This window comes from Streptomyces sp. NPDC090108, from assembly GCF_044747185.1.
Taxonomy (GTDB): domain Bacteria; phylum Actinomycetota; class Actinomycetes; order Streptomycetales; family Streptomycetaceae; genus Streptomyces.
The window spans coordinates 313,245-338,101 of the sequence record NZ_JBIVDQ010000004.1 but is presented as its reverse complement, the minus strand read 5'-3'; the positions used below and the strand labels follow the sequence as shown (position 1 = coordinate 338,101).

The window sequence follows — 24,857 nt, the reverse complement described above, 5'->3', positions numbered from 1 at the left end:
TTGCTTCGCCACACGCTCCGACCCTCCGACGGTAGACTCGTATCAGGACGAAATCGGTCCGGATACCCGTCGGGAGAAGAGGGGTTGTGCCGAAGGAGCGACCCACGGCGCGCGTCCTGGCGATGCTGGAACTGCTGCAGGACCGGCCCGGGATCAGCGGCGCCGACCTCGCGCGGCGGCTCGGAGTGGGCGAACGGACCGTCCGCCGCTACGCCGCCCACCTCGCCGACCTCGGCATCCCGGTCACCGCCGAGCGCGGCCGCTACGGCGGCTACTGGCTGCCGCCCGCCTTCCGGCTCCCGCCGCTCGCGCTCACCGACGGTGAGGCGGCCGCGGTCGTCCTCGGGCTGCTGGCGGGCTCCCCGCACGGTGTGCCGGGCAGCGCCACCGAGAGCGCCCTCGCCAAGATCAACCGGGTGCTGCCCGAGGCCGTCGCGGACCAGGTCACCGCGCTGCGCGACACGTTCGCCCGGACCCGCCCCGACGGGCAGGCCGCCGCGCCCGACTCCCGGATCGCCCTGGGGCTGGCGACCGCGGCACGCGATCGCCGCCGGGTGCGCATCACCTACCAGTCGTGGCGCGGCGAGACCTCGGCGCGCGACCTGGACCCGTACGGCCTGGTCCTGCACGGCGGCCGGTGGTACGTGACCGGGCTGGACTCGCTGCGTGCCGCGATCCGGGTGTTCCGTGTCGACCGCGTCCGCTCCCTGGAGCCCGCCGAGGATCCGCGCGCCGAACCGCCGCCTCCCGGGTACGACCCGGCCGCGCAGCTCACCGAGGCCCTCGGCGAGGTCTCCGGCCGGCACCGGGTCCGGGTGCTCCTGCACACCACCCTGGACCAGGTCGCGCGCCGGGTGCCGCCGGCCGCGGCGACCCTCGTCCAGACGCCCCGGGGAGTGCTGCTGGAGACGCGCGCCGAGCGGTTCGACACCATGGCCGGCTATCTGGCGGGGCTCGGCTGCCCTCTCACCGTCCAGGAGCCGGCGGAGCTCCGCGAGGCTCTCGCGGAGCTGTCCGACCGGCTCGCCTCCTGCGCGGCCCGCACCGGCGAACCCTGAGGCCCGGCACCGTGGTTCAGTGCTTGACGGCCGTGATCATGGCGTGCTCCATGGGCAGTCCCCCGACGGCGCCGACCTGGTCGAAACCGGCCTTGCGCAGCATCCGCTCGTAGTCGGCCACCGGGTACGCCATCCCCTCGCCCGTGGCGATCACGTTCAGGAACAGGGAGAGGGAGGTGGCGATGACGCCGCCCGCCTCGTCCGGCGCCGTGTTGCACGAGTAGATCAGCACCCGGCCGCCGGGGCCGAGCGCGTCGTAGGCCTTGGCGAGCAGCGTCTCCACCCGCTGGGCGTCGAAGACGTCGAGCACGCTGCTGAACAGGATGGCGTCCACGCCGGCCGGGAACGGGTCGGTGAACATGTCTCCGGGCTGGAAGCGCACCCGGCCCTCCACCCCGGGCGGCAGTTCGCGCGCGGCGAGCTGCGTCACCGACGGCAGGTCGAACACCGTGACCTTGATCCCCGGGAAGTGCCCGGCTATGGCGGCCGCCTTGGCGCCGCTGCCGCCGCCGACGTCGAGCAGATGCCCGGTGCCCTCGAAGTCCGCGGTGTGCAGCAGGCCGTGCATCTCCTGGTGGGCGAAGGCGGCGATCGACTGGTGCAGGATCGCCTCGGTCTCCGGGTCTGCGCCGAGCCGTTCGTAGACCGAACCGCCCTCCCCCGCGTGGACCTTCAGCCCGTCGTTGGTGCCCGAGCGCAGCGCCTGCGTGGTGTGGGCCATGCCGGCGTAGTCGGTGCGGTGGCGGGAGAGGAAGATGTTGCGCCAGCTCTCCGGCCCCCGTGGCGCGAGCAGCCGCTCCGCGAGCGGCGCGTTGCTGTACCGGCCCTCCGCCCTGACCAGGAGGTCGATCGAGCACAGCGAGGCGAGCAGGACGCGCATCTTGTGCGGGGCGATAGCGGCCTGCTCCGCGAGTTCGTCGAGGGTGGCCCCCGGGTGCGCGGACAGATGTCCGAACACGTCCAGTTCCAGGCCCGCCACGACGGCGTTGAACAGCGTGTGCCCGTGGGCGACGAGCAGGAACCGCTGGTAGGCCTCGTCTTCGGCAGAGATCGCCATGGCGGTGTGTTCCTCCTGGGTCGGTTCGGACTTGTCGAGTTCGTCCAGCAGCGCCGCCACCTCGTCGTCGCTCATCGCGTCGACCTGGCGCTCGAGTTCGCCGGTGGCGTTCTCCTCGTCGACCAGCGCGGCCAGCGCCTCGACGGTCGGTGCGGCGAGGAAGGCGGCGAGGCCGACCGCGGCCCCGCGGCCGGTCGTCACCCGGTGCAGCATCTTGACCGCGAGCAGGGAGTGGCCGCCGGCGCCGAAGAAGTCCTCGTGCACACCGACCCGTTCGCGCTCCAGGAGTTCGGCCCAGAGCCGTGCCAGCCACTCCTCGGTCGGGGTGGCCGGCTGGTCCGCGGCGCCCTCGCCCTCGGTGAGGACGGTGTCGGCGAGGTCCCGCTCCGCGAGCGCGCGCCGGTCCACCTTGCCGCTGGAGTTGTGGGGGAACTCCGCCAGGGCGACGATCCGGGCCGGGACCATGTACGCGGGCAGCAGGGCGCGCAGGGCGTCCTTGAGTTCCGCCTCACCGGTGCGCACGCCGTCCGCGAGCCGGACGAACGCCACCAGCCGCAGGTCGCCGTCGCCGGACTCCCGGCCGAGGGCCACGGCCTCACGCACCCGGTCGTCGCGTTCCAGCGCCTCGGCGACCTCGTCCGGTTCGATCCGGTGTCCGCGGATCTTGAGCTGGTGGTCCACGCGCCCGTGGCAGCTGAGCGATCCGTCGGCGTGCCGCCGGAAGAGGTCGCCGGTCCGGTACAGCCGCTCGCCGGTCACCGGATGCCGTACGAAGCGCTCGGCGGTCAGCTCCGGCTCGCCGAGGTAGCCGCGGGCCAGTCCGGCGCCCCCGAGGAACAGTTCGCCGAGCACCCCGGAGGGCACCGGGCGCAGCTCCTCGTCGAGGACGTGCGCGGTCGTGCCGGCGATCGGCGGGCCGATCAGCGGGGCGGCGCCGTCCCATCGCCGGACCAGGGAGTAGACCGTGGTCTCGGCGGGGCCGTACAGATTCCACACCGGGCCCACGGCGGCGCGCAGTTCGCGGGCGAGTTCGGCGGGCAGCGCCTCTCCCCCGGACAGTACGGAGCGCAGCCCGGACAGGTCGGCCCCGGCGTCGAGCAGCATCCGCCAGGTGGACGGCGTGCCGTGCTGCACGGTCACGCCCCGCAGCAGGGCCGCCAGCCGCTGCGCGTCCCGCGCCTCCGCCCGTTGGCACACGGTCACCGCCGCGCCGACGGCCGGCGGCAGGAACAGCTCGATCACCGAGCCGTCGAACGGCAGGCTGGCCAGTGCGAGGGTCACGTCGTCGGCGCGCATGACGTCGAGCTCGGCCATCGAGGCGAGGAAGTTGCCGAGGCTGCGGTGGGTGACCGCGACGCCCTTCGGACGCCCCGTCGACCCGGAGGTGTACATGACGTACGCCAGCCGGTCCGGGTCACCGGCGTCCGCGGGCTCAGGGTCCTCGGGCCGCGCGTCCGGGGTGGACGTACGGTGCGGCAGCGCGCGGACGTCCAGCGAAGGGGGCGGCGCGGGGAGCACCAGGCCCTGGAGGTCGGGGAGTCCGGCCCCCGCGGTCAGCAGCAGCCGTGCGCCGCTGTCGGCCAGCAGGCGGGCGAGCCGGGCCGCCGGGTACTCCAGCTCCAGCGGCAGATAGACGCCGCCGGCCTTCCAGATCCCGAGCACGGCCGGCAGCAGCTCGATCGAGCGGCCCGTGCCGACGGCCACCACGGGCTCCTCGCCCAGGGCGCGTTCGCGGACCGCCGCGGCGACGGCGTCCGACGCCGCGTCGAGCTCGGCGAAGCTGAGGACGGCGCCGTCGCAGCGCACGGCGGGCGCGTCGGGCCGTAGCGCGACCTGACGGGCGAACATCTCGCCGAACGTGGTCCCGTGCGCCGGGCTCGCCGGTACGGCGGCCGCGCGCAGCGCCGCCAGGCGCGCGGCCTCGGGCTCCAGCGGGTAGCGTCCGATCGGCAGGTCCGGCTCGGCCGCGACGGCGGCCAGCAGGCAGGCGTACCGTTCGAGCAGCCGCTCGGCCGTCGCGGCCTCGTACAGGTCGCAGTTGTAGTCGAGCCGTCCGCCGAGGCTCTCGCCCGACTGCTCCACGGTCAGTTCGAGGTCCAGCCGCGCGGTGTTGTTGCAGAACGCCACCGGGCGCAGGCCCAGTTCGGGGGTGACGGCCACCTCCGCGTCCCCGAGCGGCAGGCTCCCCATGCTGAACAGCACCTGGTAGAGCGGGTTGCGGGTGGTGTCGCGCGTTCCGCCGAGCCGCTGGACGAGCGATCCGAACGGCAGGTCCTGGTCGGCAAGGCCGGTCACGAGGCTGTCCTGGACCTGGTCGACGAGCGTGCCGAACCGCGGTCCGCCGGCGGAGTCGATCCGCATCGGCAGCGTGTTGGCGAACGGGCCGATGAGCGCCTCGGTGCCCGGCCGCGCGCGCCCGGAGACCACGACCCCGGTCACCGCGTCGTCCAGCCCGCTGTACCGGGCGACGAGCACGTGCAGGGCCGCGAGCATGACCGGGAACAGCGTGACCCCGCGCTCCCGCGCCAGTTCGCGCAGGTCCGCGGCGACGTCCGCGGGCAACCGGAACGGAATGCTGCGCCCGTTGAAGGTCTGTACGGCGGGCCGGTCGCGGTCCGCGGGGACGAACGCCGCCCCGGCTCCGGCCAGCCGGGCCCGGTAGGCCTCGACGCGGTCGCCGGCCTCGTCGAGGCGGCGCTGCTGCCAGGCGGCGAATTCCGCGAAATGCGTGGTCAGCGGCGGGAGTTCGGGAGCGGTGCCGGCCAGCCGGGCCCGGTAGGCCGCGCTCAGTTCCTCGATGAGCACCCCGACCGACCAGCCGTCGGCGGCGATGTGGTGCACGATCCACAGCAGCAGGTGGTCCCGCGGCCCGAGCGGGATCAGCTCGCTGCGGACCACGGGGCCGTGCTCCAGGTCGAACCGGAGCCGGGCGCGCTCCTCGGCGTAGGCGAACGCCGCCCGTTCCCGTCCGGCCTGCGTCGCGTCCGGCTCCGGCAGGGGTACGACGGACAGCTCGGGCGGTGGCCCGGGGACGGCCATCGCGGTGCCGTCCTCGAACCGGAAACGGGAGGAGAGCACCGGGTGCCGCGCGGTGACGTCCGCCAGGGCCAGCCGCAGGGCGGGAACCGACAGCGGACCGGTCAGCCGGAGGGCGAAGGGCACCACGTACGGGGCGCCGTCGCCGGTCCAGAGCCGGTCGAGGAAGAGCTGGTGGGCCTGGCCCGGCCCGGCGGGCACGGGGCCCTGCGCGGGGACAGATCCGGCGGCGGGCTCGGGGACGGGTCGGGAAGCGGCCCCGGGTCCGGAGGCCGTGTCGGCCGCGGGTCCGGAGGCCGTGTCGGCGGTGGTCCCGGGCGGTCCGGCGGCGGGCTCGGCGGCCGCCTCCGCGCGGCCGAGGAACGCGGCACGTTCCTCGGCCGTCATCCCGGCGAGCCGTTGGAGCGCGTGTCGCATGGAGAACTCCTCTCGTCGGGTTCCCCCGGCCCCGGGCCGGGGGAAAAGGCGCGTGGCCGAGCGCGCCGGGCCCCCGGCCGGGGCCGTGGCGCGCGTCCAGGGGGTCTGTCCGGTCCGCACGGGCCCACGAGGACCGGACAGACACCCTCTTAGGCGGCGACCGGCACGGTCGCCTCGTCGGCGGACGCGGGCTTGATCGTGCGGTTGGCGATCAGGTAGCAGACGACCGCGCCCACCACGAGCACCGCGCCGGCGATCACGAAGGAGAGCGACCGGCCCTCCTCCGCCGCCTTCGCGGCACCGGTGCCCGAGACGCGCAGCGCGTGCGCGTGGCTCAGCCCGATGGTCATGATCACCGAGAGGCCCAGCGACTGGCTGATCTGCTGGAGCGACGTCAGCACGCCGGAACCGAGGCCCGCGTTCTGCGGGGAGACGTCGTCGAGCGCGGAGAGCTGGAGCGCGGGGGCCGCGAGACCGGAGCCGAACGCGGCGAGCCCCATGCCCGGCAGCAGACCGCCGACGAAACCGCTGTCAGCGCCGAGCATGCTGAAGAGGAAGATCCCGACCCCGATGACGAAGAGACCCACCGAGAGCAGCAGACGCGATCCGAGCACCGGCATCAGCCGGGTGGAGAGCACCAGTCCGGGGGCGAACAGCACGGTGTACGGCAGCCAGGCCAGGCCGCTCTGCAGCGGCGAGTAGTGCGCGGTCTGCTGCATGAAGAGGACCACGAGGAAGAACATGACCGAGGTGGAGACCGCCATGAACACCTGGCCCGCGTACCCGGTCAGCCGGGTGCGGCTGGTGAAGAACCCCAGCGGGATGAGCGGATTCGCGCTGCGCAGCTGCAGGAGGGCGAACACGGCGAGGGCGACGAGGCCGCCGACCAGGGAGACGAGCACCGCGGAGGAGCTCCAGGGGTGGGTGATGCCGTTGAGCAGGCCGTGCACGACGGCGATCATGCCGCCGGTCAGCAGGACGGCGCCGAGCCAGGTCGTCCGCCCGCCGGGCGTCGCCGTCTCCTTGGTCTCGGGCACCAGCTTGAGGGTCATCACCAGCGAGACGACGCACGGCGGGACCCCGATGTAGAAGATCCAGTGCCAGCTCGCCAGGTCGGTGAGGATCCCGGACAGCAGGACGCCCGAGGCGGCGCCGAGGCCCGCCAGGCCGCCCCAGATGCCCAGCGCCTTGGTCCGCTCCCGCTCGTCGGTGAACAGCAGCGCCACCATCGACAGGGCGGTGGGAGCCGCGAGCGCCTCGCCGATGCCCTGCGCGAACCGGCTCCCGATGAGCATCGTCGACGACGTGGACAGCGCGGCCGTGAGCGAGGACACGGCCAGCAGCGCCGCGCCGGCGGTGAACACGCGGCGGCGTCCGACGAGGTCGCCGAGGCGGCCGCCGAGCAGCAGCAGACCGCCCGCGGCGATGAGGTAGGCGTTGACCACCCAGGTCAGCTGGGACTGGCTCAGGCCCAGGTCGTGCTGGATCGACGGCAGCGCGACGTTCACGTTCGTCGCGTCCAGGAAGATGATGAACTGGACGATAGCCAGCCCGATCAGAGCCTTCCAGCGAAGGGGGTTCGGCGCTGGTACGGCCTCGGTGTCGCCAGCCATCTGTGCTCCTGGTTCGTCGTGCGCGGTCATGGTCCGTGGGGCGCGCGGTACGGTACGAACGATCAGTTATGAGCCGGTTACGCAGGCCGGTTTCGCAGGTGAGCGGCCAGTTCCCGCAGCGTCGCCCGTTCGTAGACGTCCCGGGCGGCCGCCCGCGCGAGGCCCCGGGCGCGCAGCTCGGCGACGAACCTGCTGATGGTCACCGAGTCGGCGCCCGCGTCGAAGAGGTTGTCGTCGCCGCGGACCCGCAGACCGGTGAGCGACTCCCAGATTCCGGTCAGCAGGTCCTCGGACGCCACTGTCGTACCCGAGAGCGCCGGAACACCGGAACCGGAGGCCTCCGAGGAGCCGGAGCCCTCCGAAGAGCAGGTGACCTCCGAGGCACCGGATTCCGCCGGGACACCGCGGTCCGTCCGGGTGCCGGACGCCGGACCGGTGCCGGGCAGCGGCAGCCGCGCCCGGTCGAGCTTGCCGTTCACCGTGAGCGGGAACGCGTCGAGCGCGGTGATCGTGGCCGGGACCATGTACGGGGGCAGCAGCGCGCGCACCTTCTGACGTACGGCCGGGGCGTCCACCCCCGCGGGCGTCACATAGGCGTCCAGACGCGGGGCGTCCGGCGTGCCGCCGAGCACCACCGCCGCGGCGGTGACGCCGTCCGCGGTGAGCAGCGCGGCCCGCACCTCCCCGGGTTCGATGCGGTAGCCGCGCAGCTTGACCTGGTCGTCCAGCCGGCCGAGGCACTCGATCGTCCCGTCCGGCAGCATGCGGCCGCGGTCGCCGCTCCGGTACACCCGGGTGCCGTCCGGATCCGTGACGAACCGTTCGGCGGTCAGGTCCTCCAGGCCGAGGTAGCCGAGCGCCACCCCCGCTCCGCCCACGTGGATCTCCCCCGGCACCCCCGGCGGAAGGAGCCGGCCGGCCCGGTCCCGGACGGAGAGCGACTCGCCCGGCAGCGGCACACCCACCGAGCGGGAGCCCGCCGCGGCGGTCTGCGGCGTCACCGTCGTCCAGGTGCTGTGCACCGTGGTCTCGGTGATGCCGTAGAGGTTGACCAGCCGGCACCGCTGCGGCGCGTACCGCCGGAACCACGGCAGCAGCGTCCGGGTGTCGAGCGGCTCCCCGCCGAAGGTGACCAGGCGCAGCGCCAGCCGGCGCGGCGCGCCCCGGTCGGCGTCGATCAGCATGCCGAAGGCGGTGGGGGTCTGGTTCAGGACCGTCACCCGCTCCTCGGCGAGCAGCCGGTGCAGTTCGTCCGGGGCGCGGGTCACCGGCTGCGGCACCACGACCAGCCGGCCGCCCGTGGTCAGCGCGCCCCAGATCTCCCACACGGACATGTCGAACGCGACCGAGTGGAAGAGGGCCCATACGTCGGAGCCGGTGAAGGCGAACGCGGTGCCGGTACCGGCGATCAGCGCGGTGACGCTGCGGTGGGCGACGGCGACCGGCTTCGGCGCGCCGGTGGAGCCCGAGGTGCAGATGACGTAGGCCGCGTCGCCCGCGTCACCGCCGCGGGCCGGCGGTGCCGAGGGCCGGCCGGCGGCGAGGGTGCCGAGCTCCGCGGGGGACACGGTCCGGCAGGCTCCGGACGGGAAGCCGGCCTCCGCGGTCACCACGAGCCGGGGGTCCGTGGCCTCGACGATCCCTGCCAGCCGCCGCGCCGGGTGGTCCGGCTCCATGGGCAGGTAGGCGGCTCCGGCGCGCAGCACCCCGAGCAGTACGACCACCAGCTCCCAGCCCCGGGACATGCGGACGCCGACCAGGTCGCCGTCCTCGACGCCGAGGTCGCGCAGCGCCCGGGCGACCCGGTTCGCGGCCTTGTCCAGACCGGCGTAACTCAGGCGGCTGTTGCCGTCGGTGACCGCGACGGCGTCCGGTGCCGCGGCGGCGCGGGCGGCGACGAGTTCGTCGATCCTCCTGTGCTCGGTGGGCGCGGCGAGCCCGGTGCCCAGGCGCCTGACGCGCTCTCGGCCGGCCTCGTCCAGCAGCTCGATCCGGTCCAGGCGGCCTTCCCCGGCGGCCAGTTGTCCGGCGACATGGGCGACGGCGCTCGCGAACCGCTCCGCGGCTCCGGGGCCGATCAGGTCGCCGCGGACGGCCGCGGTGAGGCTGTCTCCGACGGTCAGCGTGAGCGGGAACCCGGTCTCCGCCGGTTCGTGGAACCGGATCTCGACGACCGGGGTCCCCTCCTCGCCGAGCAGGCCCGCGAGGAGGGGACCCCGGCGCGGCCAGGTTCCCTTCAGCGCGTCCTCCGCGACGGCGAGCAGGTCGGCGGCGGGGGTCGCCGCGCCGGTCGGGAAGGCGACGAGGGCCGGGTGTCCGGCCTCCGCGCTCTCCCGTACCGCCAGGACGGTGACGGGCGAGCCCTGGTAACGGCCCAGGACGACCGCGGCCGCCGCGAGCACGCAGGACCGTGGGACCGCGCCCGGTTCGTGCGTGCTCGTGGAGGCGGCTCCGGCGGCCTCCGGGAGTCCCCAGTCGGGGCTCGGGCACGGTGCCGCGCTCAGCGCGCCGATCTTCTCCTCGACTCCGTCGGCCAGCCATTCGACCAGCTCCAGGACCGGGGCGGAGTCGTCCGCCAGGTACATGTGGCCGCCGGCGGTCTCCAGGGCACGCAGCGGGTGGGTCGTCGCCTCCTGCCAGCGTGCCGCGTCGGCGGTGCTCACCAGCGCGTCGGCCGAGCCGCGGAGCACGGTGACCGGTACGTCGAGAGGGGTGAGCGAGGTCCGGCGGTAGTCCTCGTACATCTCCTGGTCGGCGCGGAGCACGGGCAGCAGCAGCGCCGCCATCTCCGGGTCGGCCATGGCCGGGTGGCGGTAGCCGGCCAGCTCCTCCAGCCGGGTCAGGAACTCGCCGTCCGGCAGTCCGGTGGTGCGCCGGGGCCGGGGCACGGTGGGGCCGGGCGTGCCGCTGATGATCAGGTGCCGGAGCCGTACGCCGTGCTCCAGGAGCAGTTCCGCCAGTTCGAAGGCGATGGTGCCCCCGAGGCAGTGGCCGAACAGCACGGCCTCGTCCCGGCCGTCCAGGGCCGACAGCACCCGGGGCAGCAGGTCGGCGGCCGCCGCGGCCACCGTGCGGTGCGGCGGCTCGCCGAACCGCTTGTCGTGCCCGGCCAGATCGGGCGCGATGATCTCGAAGGCCCCGGTCGTCCGCCAGGGACGGAAGAACGAGGCGCCGGCGCCGGTGTGCGGAAGGCAGACGACCGGCAGCCGGGACCCGGCCTCGGCGGGGGACGCCGCGCCGATGATCCGGGCCAGCTCGGCGGCGTGGTCCCGGGCGAAGTAGTGACCGCCGCCCTCGACGAGTTCGAGCCGCACGGTGTCGGCGAACACCGACCAGCCGCGGTGGCCGCGCTCCGGATCCGGGGTGACCGGATCGGCGGTCCCGAGCACGCAGTACAGCGGGGCGCGCAGCCGGGGTTCCGGGGTGCGGTGCGCCGCGGCCTGGAACCTGGTCGCCCCGGCCATGTCGTGCCGTACCGCGGCGAGCACCTGGTGGCGGTCGTCCTCGTCGAGGGCGCCGTCGAAACCGCCGATGGCCTTGATGTAGGTGTAGAACTCCTCGCCCGAACTGTTGTCGACGCGGGGCAGGTTCGCCTCGGCGTCCGGGTCGGTCAGGCTGGCGCCGACGTGCACGGCACGCAGGTCGGTCCCCCGCGCCTCCAGTTCGCGTGCCACCGCCACCGCGAGGGAGGCGCCCGCGCAGTGCCCGTAGACCACGAGGGGGCCGGTGACCCGTTCCCGCACCTCACCGGCCAGCCGTGCGACGGCGGTGTCGAAGTCCAGGAACTCCTGTTCGTCGCCCTCGTGTCCGGGCAGGCTCGCCGCCAGCAGCCGGAACCGCGCGGGGAGGGCGTCCGCGAGCGGCTGGTAGGCGACCGCGGCCCCGCCGGCATAGGGGATCGCCACGACGGTGAGCTCGGCCTCGGAGTCGTCGCTCGTGAGCGGCCACAGCAGCCGGCCGGCCGACGGCAGCGTGCCCTCGGCCAGATGGGCCGCGAGCGCGCCGGCGGTCCGGTGGCGGAACAGTTCGGCGAGCGGGATGCCGCCCCCGAGCAGCCGGCGCACCTTGAGCATGGCGAAGGAGTTGCCGCCCAGGTCGAAGAAGTCGCTGTGCGGCTGGACGTCCTCCGCGCCCAGAACCTCCCGCCAGACCCGGCGGACCCGCTCCAGCTCCTCCGACGCGGCTGAGGTCTCCGGGGCCGCTGGGCTCTCGGGTGCTGCCGAGGTATCCGGCGCCGCCTGCTGGACGGGCTGTGGGGTGAAAGCGTGGGCCGGTGCCGGAACCGAAGCTGCGGCCGGTGCCGGTGCCGGAACCGGGGCCGGGGCGGCGGGGAGGACGGCCGTGCTCACCGTGGCCGGGGGGCGTGGCGGCTCGGGCAGCAGCAGGTCCTCGATGCCCAGGTCGGGGCGGTCCGCCACCGCCTCGGCCACCCGCGCGTAGAACGCGGCGAGCCGGTCGGCGGTCGCCGGGTCGAACAGATCCCGCGCGTGCACGAGGTCCAGCACCAGCGCTCCCGCGTCGGCGCGCACCATGAAGTTGAGGTCGAACTTGGCGGCCGTCAGCTCCGGGACGAGTCCCTCCGCGGTCAGTCCGTCGTACGCCGGCAGCCGTTGGTACGCGGTGGACCCGCCGTCGCTCTCCTCGAACTGGACGTGCACCCTGACCAACGGGGTCCGGGTCTCGGACCGTTCCGTCCGCAGGGCGTCGACGAGCAGTCCGAACGGCAGGGCGCTGCCCGCGTAGTCGGCGATCAGCTCCCGGCGGGTGCGCGAGAGCAGCTGCCGGAACGTCGGGTTGCCCGAGAGGTCGGCGCGGAGCGGGAACACGTTGGTGAACAGCCCGATCAGGTCGCGCAGTTCGGGCTGCTCGCGCTGGGCCGCGGTGGAGCCGAACAGCAGGTCCCGCTGTCCGGTCCAGCGGGCGAGGACCACGCCGAGCAGCGCCGCGACGGTCATGAAGCGGGACGCGCCCGCGCCCCGGGCGATCCGGTCGAGCCGGTCCACGGTGGGCCGGGGGACCGTGGACCGGGACAGCCCGCCCTCGGCCGCCCGCGCGGGGTCGGCGGGGCGGTCGACCGGCAGCGTCATGCCCGCGCCGGCCAGCCGGGTGCGCCAGTAGCCGGTCAGCCGCTCCCGTTCCACCGCGTCGAGCCGGTCCCGTTGCCAGCTCGCGAAGTCCGCGTACTGGACGGGGAGCGGGGCGAGACCCGAAGGGGCCCCGCGCAGGGCCGAGTTGTAGGAGTGCGCCAGTTCGGCGTGCAGGAGCGGAACCGACCAGCCGTCGCAGGCGATGTGGTGCGCGGCGAGCACGAGCAGGTGCTCCCGCGGTCCGAGGCGCAGCAGCTCCGCGCGCAGCAGGGGGCCGGCGGCGAGGTCGAACCGGGTCGCCTGCGCCGCGGCGAGCCGGCGGGAGACCTCGGCGGCGGCCGCGCCGGTCAGATCGCGGACCGGCAGCGGCACCCGGGCGGCGGCGCCGACGACCTGGTACAGCTCGCCGTCGCGCTCGGTGAACGTGGTGCGCAGCGCCTCGTGCCGCGCGACCACGCGGCTCAGCGCCGCGCCCAGCGCGTCGGTGTCGAGAGGGCCGCGCAGCGACACGGGCAGCGGCACGGTGTACGCCGACGCGCCCTGTTCCAGCGCGTCGGCCATCCACAGTCCGGCCTGTGCGTACGAGGCGGGGACCAGGCCTGCGCCCGGGTGCCGGCGCCGGATGCCGGGGCGCTCCGACCGGCGCTCCGCGAGAGCCCTCAGCAGCCGAGCCCGTTCCGGTGATCGCGCGGATGACCCCGGGGAAGGGATAGTCGCCACCTGTTCTCCTTGGACTCGGCATATCTCCCGGGACCGTAGGAGGGGGCGGTTAGCCCGGGGTTACGCGGCGAGGAAGCGGGCGATGTCGCGGATCTCGGCGTCGAGGGCCTGCGCGTCGGGGGCTTCGGGGCGCGGGGTCTTCGCGTCGAGGGTTCCCAGAGGCGGGGTCTTCGCGTCGGAGGCTCCCGAGCCCGGGGCCCTCGTGTCGGGCGTCTTCGCGTCCGGGCCGGGGGTCGCCGTTTCCGGGGTCTTCGCGTCGGAGCCGGGGGCCGCCGTTTCCGGGGTCTTCTCCGCGCCCGTGCCGTCCGGAGCGCCGTCGAACAGGTCCAGGGTGACGGTACGGGTCCGGTCACGGCGCCACACCCCGCGGACCAGTCCGTCCACGACCACGGTGGCGCTGATCTGGCCGCCGCCCGGCCAGACCTTGCGGGCGTGTCCGGGCTCGACGGACAGCCGGCGGTCGGTGAATCCCACCAGGTAGTTGTCGTAGACCGGCAGCAACCGGACGTCGCCCGTGGGCTCCAGAGCGGACGGCGCGCCGGCCGGCAGCACGTACCCGTCCTGCCCCTCGACACGGCACGGTTCGGCCAGACCGGCCCCGAGCAGCTTCTTCCACGCCGGGCGGACGGCGGGCAGCCCGATCCCCGACCAGGTGGCGAAGTCGGCGGCCGTCGCCGGTCCGTGCGCCGTCAGGTATCTGCGCAGCAGCTCCTCGACCGCGTCCGCGCCGGAGGGTCCGGCGGCGTCGGGGAGCCGGCCTTGCGCGAGCACATAGGTGGCGGATCCGTCCTCCCTGACCGGACCGGAACAGACGGTGCCGAGCAGGGCCGAGCGGCGGACGAGGTGGAACGGGACCTGTCCGGAGGCCTGGAGGCCCGCGCCGGTGAGCCGCGCCGCGATCTCCTCCCGGGTCAGGGGGCCGTCCGCGAGGGCATCGGCGATCACCCGTTCCCCGAGGTCCAGTTCGGCCGGTCCCAGCCCCAGTTCGCGGTACCGGCGTTCACTGCGGCGCAGCAGCTGCGGGGCGAGCAGTTCACGGAGCCAGCCCGCGTCACGGGCCGGGACGAGATAGAGCGTGCCCCGCATGAACCAGCCGCGCACGGCGCTCGGCGCGGCGCCGAGCGCCCGGTACACGTCCGCCTCGGTCAGCCCGGAGCCGCGCGCCCTGATCCCGAGCGCCGCCGCCCTCAGGTCCTGCGCCTGCACCGCCAGGCACATGTCCAGGACTTCGGGCACCGACTTCGCGCGCCGGTCGCCCCCCACACCCTGCGACCACGCGCGGAGCAGTCTTCCCTCGGACGGATCGAGCTCCCGCACGTTTCTCCCCCTGCCTCACGGCTGCCGACGGTCCCGCACTGTAGTTGGTCGCCGTCCCGCACGCACGCGCGGCCGTCACGGACTTCACGAACAACGGCCATAAGCTCCCGCGCGCCTCTCGATAAGCACCCTTCACCGGTGTTTCCCGGAATTCTCTGGGCGCGGCAACGCATTCATGGTTGAGTCTTGGGCGTCGACCCGACCGATCAAGAAACGAGATTATGATGCCTTCCAGGAAATGGATTTCCCGAGCCTTGGCGATATGCGCGCCGGCGGCTCTCGTGGCCGGCCTCGCCAGTCCCGCGCACGCCACCGGTGACGACAAGGTCGGCCTCAGCATCGACGGCCACACCGTGGGAACCGTCGCCTACAAGGACAATGGCGACAAGTTCACCCTCTGCGACACCTATGCCGACGGTCACGGCGTCCAGGGCCGTGTCTACATGTACTACAGCGGATTCGGCTGGGTGAAGGAGAAGGAGTGGGACAAGGGCGGCTCCGGCACCTGCGGCACCGTCACTTATGACATTCTGAACAACCAGCTCTACTGGGTGACCATCACCCGGAACGGCAATTCCAAGGTCGCGAGCTTCGAGATCCACGGGGACGGGGAATAAGAGGCGACCGCGCCGCATGCGGCGGGCCCCCTTCCGACGACCGGACGGGGGCCCGCCGGCGCGCACCTGCTATTGCGCACCCTCCTGTTTCAGGCTCGTCCCGACCTCGGCGACAAGGTCGCTGACGTCCGCCCCGGTGGTGGCGTGCGAGGTCATGAAGCGGGCCTCCCCGGCCGGCGAGAGATGGAACGCCCAGCGTTCGCGCAGGGCGTCCGCCGCGGCGCGTGGCAGCTCGGCGAAGACCGCGTTGGACTGCACCCGCCGGGTCAGGCGCAGCCCCGGCAGCGGCTCCAGCCCCGCGGCGAGGCGATCGGTCATGCCGTTCGCGTGCCGCGCGTTGTCCAGCCAGAGTCCCCCGTCGAGCAGCGCGGTGACCTGGGCGGCGAGAAACCGCATCTTGGACGCCAGCTGCCCCTGCTGCCTGCGCAGGTAGGGCGCGCGCTCGGCGACGCCGGGAGCCATGAGGAGCAGGGCGTCGGCGCCGAGTGCCCCGTTCTTGGTGAAGCCGAAGCTCAACGCGTCGGCGAAGCGGGCGATGTCGGCCACCTCGCAGCCCAGACGGGCCACGGCGTTGGCGAGCCGTGCCCCGTCCATGTAGACGCGCAGTCCTCTGCGGTCGCAGAACTCCCGCAGTTCCGCCAGTTCCGCCAGGGTGTAGCACGTGCCCACCTCGGTGGCCTGGGTGAGCGCCACGACGGACGGACGCGGCATACGCACGTCCGTGCACCGCTCCAGCAGGGCTTCGATCGCCCGTGGGGTGAGCTTGCCGTCCGGCGCCGGGACCGGGAGGAGCTTCCGGCCCAGCATCGCCTCGACCGCGCCGCACTCGTCCATGGCGAGATGGGAGTGCTCGGCGCAGACGATCGCGTCCCCCGGGCCGAGCAGCACCGAGAGGCCGAGCACATTGGCGGCCGTGGCGCTGAAGACCAGCAGGGGAACCGCCCCCGGTCCGGCCAGGTCGCGCAGGCCCGCCTCGGCCGCCGCCGTCCACCGGTCGCCCCCGTAGGCGGGCGCCGGACCTCCGGCGGCCCCCAGGAGTGCGGCGAGCACGGCGGGGTGCGCCTCCGCGTGGTTGTCGCTCGCGAAGTCCTCACGACGGGGATCGGACGGTCCCCCCGTCACGCGACGAGCTCTCGGGGTTCACCGATCGACGCGGAGCCGGTCTCGGCGAACGGATAGCCGTCCAGCGCCTGGCGGAAGGCCTTCTTCACGATCGCGTGCACGCCGGAGGATGTCGCTCCGGTGGGCAGCACCATCATCACCGGGATGGGACCCGGCGGGCAGGGGAGCCCGAGCTTCGCCGCCCGCGGCAGCCCCCACAGGTCGTCCCCGTTGGCGACGAGGCAGGCCAGCCCCAGTCCGGCCTTGACCGCCGCGCGCAGTCCGACGAACTCGGCTCCCTCGTACGAGATGCGCCAGGAGATGCCGGACGCGTCGAGGGCGTCCACCAGCCGGCCCCGCAGGACGCAGGGCTCCGTGAGCAGCGCCAGCGGCAGTGCGGCCTCCGTGCCGTGCACCGGCTGCCCGAACCACGCCATCCGCATGCGCCCGAGTTCCTGCTCCCCGGCGAGCGTCTCCGGGGTGTTCCACCGGAACAGCAAGGCCAGGTCGAGCTGTCCTGTGGTGACCTGGCCGGCCAGCCACTCGCTGGGACCGGTTCGCACGCTCACCTGGGCGCCAGGCAGGCTTATCGCGAGCATCCGCAGGAACTCCGGTAACGCTTCGGCGAGTTGGTCCACCACACCGATCGAGAGCCTGGTCGTACCGGTGCGCGGCATCAGGCGGTCGACGACCTCGTCGTTGAGCGCCACGACACGACGCGCGTAGCCGAGCAACTCCTCGCCCCGCACGCTGAGTTGCAGGTGGTGTCCAGTGGAGGTGAAGACCGGCCCCTGGATGAAGCTCTCCAGCTGGCGTATCTGCTGGCTGACAGCAGACTGGGTGATGTGCAGGGTTGCCGCAGCCCTCCGGAATCCGCCGCATTCCACCACGGCCACCAGGGTTCGCAACCGAGTAACTTGCAGATCGTGGTACATGTCCCCCCGCTCGTCATCATGACGCATCGGCATCACCGCTCCATGCGGGCGGCGACACCGTCACACAATTCCTGAAGGAAGCCGTTTTCACGATCGCCCGGGACGAACGAAGACGGCCGCCTTGAATCACCCGTCACCCATTGCCCATTGCCTGTCGACCGGAGAATCTCCCCTCGCCGGTCGGCGGGTTCGGGTCGGCGCCCCTCTTCGGTGAATCCGGAGCAAATTCGAGGCATCTGGAGATGAAGAAAAGGACGTCCACGAGTGTTACCGACGTACTCATCAGCTATGTCACATCGCGCACCATTTCTTCATCCATTCCACCATGGCTCCTCCGGATCACTCAAGCCTCCACGGATGTTGCTCATGACGGCTCCGTGGTGTACGCGACGGCGAGCGTGCGCGCGTACGTGCGTGTGCGCGCGTGGACCGGGGCCGGGCGTCGCGCGGACCGCACGGGGCACCGCAGGGCGGGGTGAGCGCAGGAGGCGAACCGGAGCGGACGTCCGCGATCGCCGAAACCTCGCCGGCGCGCGCGAGGAGAGGGGTTCGGCCGGCCGTGGCGGTGTCCGCCGCGAACCGGCATGAGAGTCGGGCATTCGCGCCGTCGGTCGTCGGCATACCCGCTGTTCGTCTCCGGCGCGGACCGCGACAGAGCCTGCCCGTAGCCCTGACCTGCCACAAGAAGCCGGCAGGACTCCCCCGTACAAGACATTCCCCAGGCACGGTATTCGCAATACTCCCCCTTTCGCCCCGCGGGAGCGACATGGGCCACAATCACGCACACCAGGATGAACGTCAACAATATTTGACCGACTTGAGCAAGAGTTGAGCTTGACAACAGCGGCTCTGCGAAGCGTGATGCCGCAGAGGCTGACGCTTCCTGTCACCTGTGGGAAGGCATCACGAATTCAAGATCGGCAATCGCCTGCGCGCCCGCCCGGCAACCCGTCCGAAGATCCCGATCCACGCACCCGGCGACGCCGAAGCGTGTTCCGCTTGGACCGTGGAAACCATCATCGCGAGCGCCATAGCCGTCCTGGGAACCCTGCTCGGCGCGGGCATCACCCTGGTGTTTCAGCAACGCGCCACCGACAGAGGCCGCCGTTTCGCCCGCGACGAACGGCTCCGGCAGGAGCGGCTCGAGGCGTACTCGGCCTACGGCAGCGCGGTGCTCGACCTTCGCAGCTGCTTGATACACCTGTGGTACTGCAAGCACGAGCAACCGCCGTCCGAGGACCCCGAGGCTGTACGGAAGCGTGGATTCGCTCTGCGGTCCAGCGCGCAAGAAGCGCTGTTCAAGGTGCAGATGCTCACGGAGGAGTCGGCTCTGAGCCGAGCCGCGGATGCCGTGCTCGACGAGGTCAACGCTCTTGCCGGGGTGGACGACAGAGCCCAACTGGAGGACGGCAGAGTACGGACTCGTGCCGCGATCAGGCAGCTCATCGGATCGGCCAGGCAGCACCTCTGAATCAGGCCCACGACGCCGTTCACGGTCCGGCCGGAGCACGCAGCGGCGGGGCGTGGGCGCCGGACCCGGAGGTACGCGTTCCCGCTGTTCAGGCGGTGTCGTTTCGTCAATTGTCTTGCGAACGGGATGAGATAGCTTGGCGCTCTGTCACGGATGGTGGGCGGAGGGCGAGTGTCGGGAGTGGTTGCTGTGGCGGTGTCGGTCGACGTGGTGCGCGAGTCGGCTCGGGCCGGCCGGGTGGTGCTCTGGGAGGAGTCCGCTCGTGACGGCGCGCAGGCGAAGACGCTCATGAGCGCGGAGTGCCGGGTCCGGCTCGCCCGGGAGACGGGCGCGGTGTTCGGGGCCGACGGCCCCCGGCACGTCGTGTTCGCCGCCGGCTTCCCCGCGGTCTGTGCCGAGGAGTTCGAGGCCGTCCGCCGGGTCGCCGTCGAGGCCGAGGGCACCGTGAGCGTGGCCGCCGTGTGCCGGGGTGCGCGCGCGGACGTGGAACAGGCCGTGGCCTCGGTGCGGGGCAGCCGGAACGCGCGGGTGATGGTCGTGGTCCCGGCCTCCGAGGCGATGGCCAAGGTGATGGTCCACCGGACGGCGGCCGAGGCCCTCCAGGCCGGGACCGATCTGGTCAAGCACGCGCGCGACCTCGACGAGTCCGTGGCGGTGGACGTCTGCCTGGCGGACGCCTCCCGGGCCGACACCTCCCTCATGGGCTTCCACGCCGAGGCCATGACGCGCGCCGGCGCCGGCCTGGTCGTCCTCGCGGACACGGTCGGCGCCCAACTCCCGCACGCGTGCCGGGACATGTTCACCGAGGTCCGGGCCGCGAGCGGCGACGACGTCGTGCTCGCCTCCCATCTGCACAACGACCTCGGCCTCGGGCTGGCGAACACTCTGCAGGCGCTGGCCGCGGGAGTCCGCGTGGTGTCCGGATCGTGGCTGGGCATCGCCGAGCGGGCCGGGATGGTGGCGACCGAACAGCTGCTGTTCCTCCTCGCCCGGCACGGGGAGGACTTCCTGGGACCCGGCGCGGCGCCCTGGTGGACGGCACCCGATCTGACCCGGCTCCCCGGCATCGCGCACACGGTGTCCGAGGAGACCGGTGTCCCGCTGAGCGTGACCACCCCGATCGTCGGCACGGGCGTCGGCACGATCTCCACGGGCACACCGTTCGTCCATCCCCGTCTCTTCCAGCCCTACGACCCGGCCGAAGTGCTGGGTGTCCGGCCGACGGTGCTGCTCACGCAGCTCGCCAGCGCGCGCGTCGTCAGGGCGGTCGCCGAGCGGCTCGGCCACCGGCTCGACCGCGAGCAGACCCGCGCGGCCATGGCCTGGGCCAAGTCCCGCGCCTTCCGCACCGGGACGGCCGTCATCGACGACACCGCCTTCGCCGCCTACCTCGACGGCCTTCTCCAGGGTGCGGGGGCCGGCGCGTGAGCGGCACTGCGGCACACGGGTCCGGCCGGGACCCGGTCTCCCTGGACGAGGCCCGCCGGGCCCTGGGCGACGGTACGGCGGTCGTGCTGCCCAACCCCGCTCCGCTCACCCATGTCGTCACCGCCCGGCGGGCCGCCACCGTGAACGCGGCCAAGGGGCGCCCGACCGGCCGGCCGGTCGCCCTGTGGTCGCACCATCCCGGCACGCTGCGCACCCTCGACGGGGTCTGGCGGCTGCCGCACGACCGGCGTGAGCTGGTGCGCCGGCTGCTGGCCGAGGAGCACCTGACCGTGCTGGTGCCGGTGCGCGAGGGCGCCGGGCCGCACTGGCTCGCCCCGGCGGTCGAGGACGGCTGGATGCTGCTGTTCGGCGCCCGCTGGCAGCCCCTGCGGCCGCTGCTGGACGAGCACCCCGTGCTGTACGTCAGCAGCGCCAACCGGACCGGCCGGGCGCCCGCGGCCACCGCCGCCGAGGCGCTCGGGATGTTCCCGGACGGCGTCCCGGTCCTCGCTTCGCCGCACACGGAGGAAGCGGCACCGGCCCGGCGCGCCACGACCACCGTACGGGTGCCTGCGGACGGCGATCTGACCCTCCACCGGCCCGGCGCCCAGGACGAGCCCCACCCCACCCCGGACCACTACCTGCGCCACCTCGCGGACCGGTACCCCCTCGCGGGCGGCCGGTGACCCGGCTCAGGGACGCGGTGACAGGGGGCGGCAGAAGCCCGGGCGGGACGGGCCGTACGGCTCGTCCCGCCCCCGGCCGTCAGGCCGACGGGTTGAGGACCACCTCGGCCGAGTCGTTGTCGCCGTCGGGGTCGAAGGCGAAGGACGTGCCGTAGTCGGGACGGGCGACGACGCGGCCCTTCGCGTCGGGGACCACCCGGTCGACGCGCAGCCGGAACGGGAAGTCGGCCTTCGCGTCCGGACTGGCCCACATGGGCAGGGTGCAGGCGTAGTGGCCGATGGCCGGGTCGTCGCCGGACTTCCAGGCGGTACGGCAGGTGTCGGGCACGGACGTGGCGGTGGTGCCCTCCGGGAGGTAGAAGTCGATCACGGCGACCGGGTCGCCGGAGCTGACGTTGCCGACCCAGGCCGGGCCGTGGTTGACGAACTGGAAGGCGGCGGTGACGGTGTCGCCGGCCGCGCCGCTCACCTCGGTGCCGGTCACGGCGAAGTCCGCGGTGTTGTCGGCGTCGATGTGCCAGGAGCCGCCGTTGTCCGAGCTGTCGAGGTCGGTGGTGTCACCGCCGGGCTCGACCTCGTAGTCGAACCGCTCGTACAGCGCGTGGCCGGTGACGGCGAGCCGCAGCGGCTCCGGCAGCTCCACGGTCGCACCGGGAGCCACGTCGGTGTCGAAGGAGCAGGTCACGTACGTCATGGGCGAGTACTCGCCGCTCTCGTCCGGCCCCCGGTAGGTGCACTCGGGGTAGCGGGTGGTGACGTCGAGGCCGTACGTCGCCCACATCTTCACGCTGAAGCCGTGGGCGGTCCGGTCGCCGGTGTTGGTGACGGAGAACGGCATGGTGAGGTCGCTGCCGGGCGCGATGCCGTCGACGTCGTGCGAAGGGGCGATGCCGAGGTCCGGACCGGAGCCGACGGTGACGGAGGTCGCCCAGGAGTCCTTCGGTGCGACGAGCGTCCCGTCGGGGCCGCCGGTCGCCTCGGCGGAGTACGCGATCGTCCCCTGCTCCCCCACGGCGGCGCCGGCGACCGCCCGCACCTTCAGCAGCACCTGCGCGCTGTAGCGGGTCGGCACGTCCCCGGTGTCGCACACGGCGACGGTGCCGGCGGCGTCCGGGGCGCAGTTGTCGGGCCACGCCACCTCGGCGACCCCGGCCAGCCCGGAGACGTCGACGGTCAGCCGCCCGCCCGTCACGGTGAAGTTGCCGTTGTCGTGGTAGAGGCCGAGCGCCAGCGACCGGTACTGCGCCGCGCCGCCGTCCGGGGCGACGGTGACCGTCCGGTCGTACGGCGCCTGGATCCACAGCTGGTCGGTCTGTGCCGGGTCGTCGGCGAAGGCGACTCCGCTCCCGAGACCGGCGACGGCCAGCGCGCCCACGACTCCGGCACGGGCCCCGCGCCGCAGCAGATGTCCGACAGGGACAGAACTCATGAACTCTCCAGATGGGACGGCAGACACCCTGGCGCATGATCGACACCAGGCCCGGGTTGGACGCCCCGCCGTGACGGAAGGTTGTAGAGGGACGCGCGGTACTTCACGCCCGCCCGTGCGCGAACGAGCTTGCCTGTCAGGTGAGTTGAGTGAGCGGCGGCTGACGTCGTCAGGACGGGGAGGACGTGTCGAAGGCGACGAACCTCAGCTCCGAGGTGTAGCGCCGGCCTTCCTCGTCCGTGAGCCAGGTCTGCTCCGGGGTGGGCAGCATCTCGGTGAAGGTGACCCGGCCCTCGGGGTCCTTGCGGGCGAGGCGGCGCAGCGCCTTGGCGAGGATGGTGACGTAGACGGGGCTGTCGAAGTCCACGTAGAACGGCCGGGACTCGGCCGGGGAGACGACGAACACGAAGCGGGGCAGGCCGAGTCCGTCTCTCCAGTGCCGGGACCGGACGAAGCGGCGGGCCTCGTCCTTGTCGTCGGCGAAGGCGGCACCGGCGGCCGGGACGCGCCAGGTCTCGCGGGCGATCACCAGGCGGTCCACGGTGACCCGGGGAGAGTGGTCCGCCTCGGGCAGGATCTGGAACAGGTCCATCGCCAGGGTCGTCAGGACGTGGGAGAAGACGTCGACGGCCGGGAGGACCGAGCCGTCCGGGAGCAGGACGACGAGTTCGCCGTCGCGTTCCTCGACGGTGGCGTCGGCGCTGCGGACGGTGCGGGGGCGGGCGGGGTCCGCGGTGAAGTCGGCCAGGGCCACCTGGTGGTCCTCAGGGCGTACCAGGGTCTGGCGGACGCGGGCCGAGAGACGGGAGCGGTGCTCCTTGGGGATGAGCGGCAGCAGGCGCGGGCCGGGGTGGTCGCGGTCGGTGAGGCGGAGCAGTTCGTCCGGGTCGGGATGCTGGTGGGTGAAGAGGGACGCGCCCAACGTGTTGGCGGCGAGGTGGAGTTCACCGAGCACGAGGGTGAAGTCGCCGCGCGCGATCGCGTCCGTGCCGTCGGCGCCGATCATGATGTCCGGGCTCAGATAGCGCGCCGCCGTCCAGCCGCCGCCCGCGGTGCCGAACTCCTTCCGTACCCCCTCCTCCACGGCGTCCGCCCCGGCCTCGACGCGGCGCGCCCCGGCCGGCACCGCGAGGACGCGCTGCCAGCGCCGGGCGAACTCCGCTTGGAGTTCGGCCGCCGCGGTCCGGGCGGGCCCGTGCAGCACCGGCAGGCAGGCGAACCAGAAGGAGGCCAGATCGACCGGCCCCTGAGCGGCCAGCCGGGCGTACACCTGCCGGGACTCGGCCAGCACCGTCGCGGCCAGGCGGGAGGTGAGCCAGCCCGCGCTGTCCATGAGGGGCCGCAGCGGCCGCAGCGCGTCGAGGACGGCCGGACCGATGCGGGCGGTGGCGGCCCGCCGCGCGTCGGAGTACACCAGCGCCCGGCAGGGAGCGGTGGAGGCGGACTTCTCCCGTACGGCCGCGGTGTCGGTCAGCTCGGTGAAGGTGCGCTCCAGGCCGGCCATGGCCGCGACCAGTTCCTCGTCGCCGCGGGCCGCCGCGACCTGGGCCCGGCCCGCCTCCAGCCGGTCCAGCGTGGCCAGTCCGCGCCGCCGCGGCCCGGGCGCCTCGACGGTGTGGAGCCAGGCGCGCAGGGCGCGGTCGGGGTGGGTGCCGGCGGGGACCTCCAGCCGCCACACCACCCAGCGGCGGGCGATCAGGTCGTCCAGTACGGCGGGCACGTCGGTGCCGGGCAGTTCGGCGGCGATCCGCCGGGCCGCGCGGACGCCGTCGCAGCGGGCGAGCACGGCGGCCGCCTCGGCGGACACCGTCACCGGCCGCCGGCCGGGCACCCGGACCGTGTCGCCGTCGAGGACGACGAAGGGCACGCGCCGGGGCGCGGTCCACTCGCGGAGTTCCGGGTCGGCGTCCAGCGTCTTCGCCAGCGCGTCGATGCCCCAACTGGCCCAGTAGACGGTCGAGTCGGCGATGAGACCGGAGCCGGTGTCGACGGTGGCACCGGTGGTGTCCCGGTCCCAGCGGCCCCAGCCGACCGGGCCGAAGAAGCCGATGGTGTCGTTCTTCACGCAGAACCGCTGCCAGTAGTGCGCCACCAGCTCCTCACGCTGACGCGGCATGCTGCTGCGGCTGTCCGCGCTCGGCGTCCAGCGCAGGAACGGCGCGATGCCGGAGGTGAGCACGGGCCGGTTCTGCCAGGCGACCGCCTCGCGGAAGGCGGGGGTGCGGGCGATGTCCTGGAGGGTGTGGGCGTTCTCCACGGCGGCGTCGGCGACGAGGGCGGCGAACTCGGCCCAGCCGGGGCCGTCGAGGGGCTCGTCGGCGGTGAACTTGTCGGCGGCCTCGGCCAGTCCGGCCGGGGCGAGCCGCAGGACGCCGTCGGCGGGGAAACCCGGCCCGCGCAGGGCGAACTGCTCCCACAGGCGCCAGCGGCCGAGGGACGGTACGAGGTCTTCGGTCATGGCACGGCTCTCCTTGCGGCGCACGGGTGGACGTTCCTTGCGGACAGGACGGGTCGGGACGGGGCGGGGCTGGCTGGGCTGGGCTGGGCTGGGCGGCGTCCGTCAGGCGGTGCCGTAGTCCGCGTCCACGACCTCGGCCAGGTCGCCGGGCGTCGGGTAGGCGAAGACGAGGGAGACGGGGACGTCCACGCCCCGCGCCTCCTGGAGGCGGCCGGTGATCTGGAAGGCGGTGAGCGAGTCGCCGCCGGCCTCGTAGAAGTCGGTCCCGGCGGTGACGTCGGCGAGCCCCAGGACGTCCTGGAAGATCCCGACGAGCAGGTCGAGGGTGCTGGTCGCGGCGGCGGCGGCGGTGGCGGGAACGGCGGTGGCGGCGGTGTCGATGCTCATGACGTGTGCTCCTTGTCGAAAGTGCGGGCGGGTTGCCTGG

At 73.6% G+C, this 24,857-nt stretch carries 14 protein-coding genes; 5 read left to right on the top strand and 9 right to left on the bottom strand.

Annotation, left to right across the window (positions count from 1 at the left end):
* Window positions 1-86: 86 nt before the first annotated feature.
* Window positions 87-1,058: a helix-turn-helix transcriptional regulator gene (locus ACIPRD_RS16425; RefSeq protein ID WP_401563584.1), complete on the top strand. Its 972-nt coding sequence runs from the start codon at window positions 87-89 to the stop codon at window positions 1,056-1,058.
* Window positions 1,059-1,074: 16 nt separating this feature from the next.
* Here ACIPRD_RS16425 and ACIPRD_RS16420 read toward each other — a convergent pair whose 3' ends face one another.
* The 4 genes from ACIPRD_RS16420 to ACIPRD_RS16405 form a co-directional block, all read right to left on the bottom strand.
* A complete protein-coding gene (locus ACIPRD_RS16420) occupies window positions 1,075-5,568 on the bottom strand; it encodes an amino acid adenylation domain-containing protein (protein ID WP_401563582.1) in 4,494 nt (1,497 codons plus the stop codon).
* A 149-nt stretch (window positions 5,569-5,717) separates the two neighbouring features.
* Window positions 5,718-7,181: an MFS transporter gene (locus ACIPRD_RS16415; RefSeq protein ID WP_401563579.1), complete on the bottom strand. Its 1,464-nt coding sequence runs from the start codon at window positions 7,179-7,181 to the stop codon at window positions 5,718-5,720.
* A gap of 77 nt (window positions 7,182-7,258) precedes the next feature.
* Window positions 7,259-12,988: an amino acid adenylation domain-containing protein gene (locus ACIPRD_RS16410; RefSeq protein WP_401563576.1), complete on the bottom strand. Its 5,730-nt coding sequence runs from the start codon at window positions 12,986-12,988 to the stop codon at window positions 7,259-7,261.
* 60 nt (window positions 12,989-13,048) lie between these two features.
* Window positions 13,049-14,305: a winged helix DNA-binding domain-containing protein gene (locus tag ACIPRD_RS16405; RefSeq protein WP_401563573.1), complete on the bottom strand. Its 1,257-nt coding sequence runs from the start codon at window positions 14,303-14,305 to the stop codon at window positions 13,049-13,051.
* Window positions 14,306-14,559: 254 nt separating this feature from the next.
* Between ACIPRD_RS16405 and ACIPRD_RS16400 the strand changes: the two genes are divergently transcribed.
* Window positions 14,560-14,922: a hypothetical protein gene (locus ACIPRD_RS16400; RefSeq protein WP_356405906.1), complete on the top strand. Its 363-nt coding sequence runs from the start codon at window positions 14,560-14,562 to the stop codon at window positions 14,920-14,922.
* Window positions 14,923-14,991: 69 nt separating this feature from the next.
* Here the strand turns inward: ACIPRD_RS16400 and ACIPRD_RS16395 are convergent, their stop codons facing one another.
* Window positions 14,992-16,044 carry a threonine aldolase family protein gene (locus ACIPRD_RS16395; protein WP_401563571.1) on the bottom strand — a complete coding sequence of 351 codons (1,053 nt, stop codon included), beginning with the start codon at window positions 16,042-16,044 and terminating at the stop codon, window positions 14,992-14,994.
* The gene (locus tag ACIPRD_RS16390) at window positions 16,041-16,985 is read right to left on the bottom strand and encodes a LysR substrate-binding domain-containing protein (protein ID WP_401563568.1); all 945 of its coding nucleotides are present in this window, start codon (window positions 16,983-16,985) and stop codon (window positions 16,041-16,043) included. Before ACIPRD_RS16390 ends, ACIPRD_RS16395 begins: the two co-directional genes overlap by 4 nt.
* 979 nt (window positions 16,986-17,964) lie before the next feature.
* On the opposite strand from ACIPRD_RS16390, the gene ACIPRD_RS16385 reads away from it, so the two are divergent.
* The 3 genes from ACIPRD_RS16385 (at window position 17,965) to ACIPRD_RS16375 (ending at window position 20,543) form a co-directional block, all read left to right on the top strand.
* The gene (locus ACIPRD_RS16385) at window positions 17,965-18,429 is read left to right on the top strand and encodes a hypothetical protein (RefSeq protein WP_401563567.1); all 465 of its coding nucleotides are present in this window, start codon (window positions 17,965-17,967) and stop codon (window positions 18,427-18,429) included.
* Window positions 18,430-18,618: 189 nt separating this feature from the next.
* A complete protein-coding gene (locus ACIPRD_RS16380) occupies window positions 18,619-19,857 on the top strand; it encodes a 2-isopropylmalate synthase (RefSeq protein WP_401563564.1) in 1,239 nt (412 codons plus the stop codon).
* Window positions 19,854-20,543, top strand: coding sequence for a hypothetical protein (locus tag ACIPRD_RS16375; protein ID WP_401563561.1), 690 nt, complete (start codon window positions 19,854-19,856; stop codon window positions 20,541-20,543). Before ACIPRD_RS16380 ends, ACIPRD_RS16375 begins: the two co-directional genes overlap by 4 nt.
* Window positions 20,544-20,622: 79 nt before the next feature.
* Here ACIPRD_RS16375 and ACIPRD_RS16370 read toward each other — a convergent pair whose 3' ends face one another.
* The 3 genes from ACIPRD_RS16370 to ACIPRD_RS16360 all read right to left on the bottom strand — a co-directional run bounded on the left by ACIPRD_RS16370 (window position 20,623) and on the right by ACIPRD_RS16360 (window position 24,817).
* Window positions 20,623-21,972 (bottom strand): hypothetical protein, encoded by a 1,350-nt coding sequence (locus tag ACIPRD_RS16370; protein WP_401563558.1) that lies wholly within the window; start codon window positions 21,970-21,972, stop codon window positions 20,623-20,625.
* Window positions 21,973-22,141: 169 nt separating this feature from the next.
* On the bottom strand, window positions 22,142-24,430 hold the full coding sequence (locus ACIPRD_RS16365; protein ID WP_401563556.1) for a lantibiotic dehydratase: 2,289 nt from the start codon (window positions 24,428-24,430) through the stop codon (window positions 22,142-22,144).
* A gap of 102 nt (window positions 24,431-24,532) precedes the next feature.
* On the bottom strand, window positions 24,533-24,817 hold the full coding sequence (locus ACIPRD_RS16360; protein WP_401563553.1) for an acyl carrier protein: 285 nt from the start codon (window positions 24,815-24,817) through the stop codon (window positions 24,533-24,535).
* Between the last annotated feature and the right edge of the window lie 40 nt (window positions 24,818-24,857).